Genomic DNA, 1,780 nt, shown 5'->3' with positions numbered 1-1,780 from the left:
TGATCAGGCAATTCATTGTGGACGTTTACCGCGAGGATGACGCATCGTTTAAGGAGGTGATCCAGCCGCAGGTTCCCCTACGGCTACCTTGTTACGACTTCACCCCAGTCATGAACCACACCGTGGTGATCGCTTCCCCGAAGGTTAAGCTAACCACTTCTGGTGCAGTCCACTCCCATGGTGTGACGGGCGGTGTGTACAAGGCCCGGGAACGTATTCACCGTGGCATTCTGATCCACGATTACTAGCGATTCCGACTTCACGGAGTCGAGTTGCAGACTCCGATCCGGACTGAGACCGGCTTTTCGGGATTCGCTTACTCTCGCGAGTTTGCAGCCCTTTGTACCGGCCATTGTAGCACGTGTGTAGCCCTGCTCGTAAGGGCCATGATGACTTGACGTCGTCCCCACCTTCCTCCGGTTTGTCACCGGCAGTCTCCCTAGAGTTCCCGCCATTACGCGCTGGCAAATAGGGACAAGGGTTGCGCTCGTTACGGGACTTAACCCAACATTTCACAACACGAGCTGACGACAGCCATGCAGCACCTGTCTCTGCGTTCCCGAAGGCACCCCGGAATCTCTTCCGGGTTCGCAGGATGTCAAGAGCAGGTAAGGTTCTTCGCGTTGCATCGAATTAAACCACATGCTCCACCGCTTGTGCGGGCCCCCGTCAATTCATTTGAGTTTTAACCTTGCGGCCGTACTCCCCAGGCGGTCGACTTATCGCGTTAACTTCGCCACAAGGTGCACAAGGCACCCAACGGCTGGTCGACATCGTTTACGGCGTGGACTACCAGGGTATCTAATCCTGTTTGCTACCCACGCTTTCGCACCTCAGTGTCAGTGTCAGTCCAGAAGGCCGCCTTCGCCACTGGTATTCCTCCCGATCTCTACGCATTTCACCGCTACACCGGGAATTCCACCTTCCTCTCCTGCACTCTAGCCTGACAGTTCCGGATGCCGTTCCCAGGTTGAGCCCGGGGCTTTCACAACCGGCTTGTCAAGCCACCTACGCGCGCTTTACGCCCAGTAATTCCGATTAACGCTTGCACCCTCCGTATTACCGCGGCTGCTGGCACGGAGTTAGCCGGTGCTTCTTCTGCGAGTGATGTCTTTCCTGACGGGTATTAACCGTCAGGCGTTCTTCCTCGCTGAAAGTGCTTTACAACCCGAGGGCCTTCTTCACACACGCGGCATGGCTGGATCAGGGTTGCCCCCATTGTCCAATATTCCCCACTGCTGCCTCCCGTAGGAGTTCGGGCCGTGTCTCAGTCCCGATGTGGCTGATCATCCTCTCAGACCAGCTACGGATCGCGGTCTTGGTGAGCCGTTACCTCACCAACTAACTAATCCGACATGGGCTCGTCCGATAGCGGGAGCCGGAGCCCCCTTTCTCCCGTAGGACGTATGCGGTATTAGCCTGGGTTTCCCCAGGTTATCCCCCACTATCGGGTGGATTCCCATGCATTACTCACCCGTCCGCCGCTCGTCAGCGTCCAGCAAGCTGGACCTGTTACCGCTCGACTTGCATGTGTTAAGCCTGCCGCCAGCGTTCAATCTGAGCCATGATCAAACTCTTCAGTTTAAAATCAGTGTGATTCTTGCCTGCCCCACATACGAAAACGTGACGCAGAGGCGAATCAATCCTGGCTCAAGGTTCAAACGAATTTACCGTGATACCTCGAAAGGTATCGCTGTGTTCGTCTGCCTTGATATAAGGTGACTTGTCACCCTCATCGGCAAACGCCCACATGAATTGCCTGATCAAATTGTTAAAGAGC

At 55.4% G+C, this 1,780-nt stretch carries 1 rRNA gene; it reads right to left on the bottom strand.

The window, feature by feature from the left end:
* Nucleotides 1-49: 49 nt before the first annotated feature.
* Nucleotides 50-1,584: ribosomal RNA gene (locus ACGLWX_RS18255) — 16S ribosomal RNA — on the bottom strand.
* Between the last annotated feature and the right edge of the window lie 196 nt (nt 1,585-1,780).

The sequence above is a fragment of the Halomonas sp. HMF6819 genome (genome assembly GCF_044335525.1).
In the GTDB taxonomy this organism is placed as follows: domain Bacteria; phylum Pseudomonadota; class Gammaproteobacteria; order Pseudomonadales; family Halomonadaceae; genus Vreelandella.
This window is presented reverse-complemented; position numbering and strand designations above follow the sequence as displayed.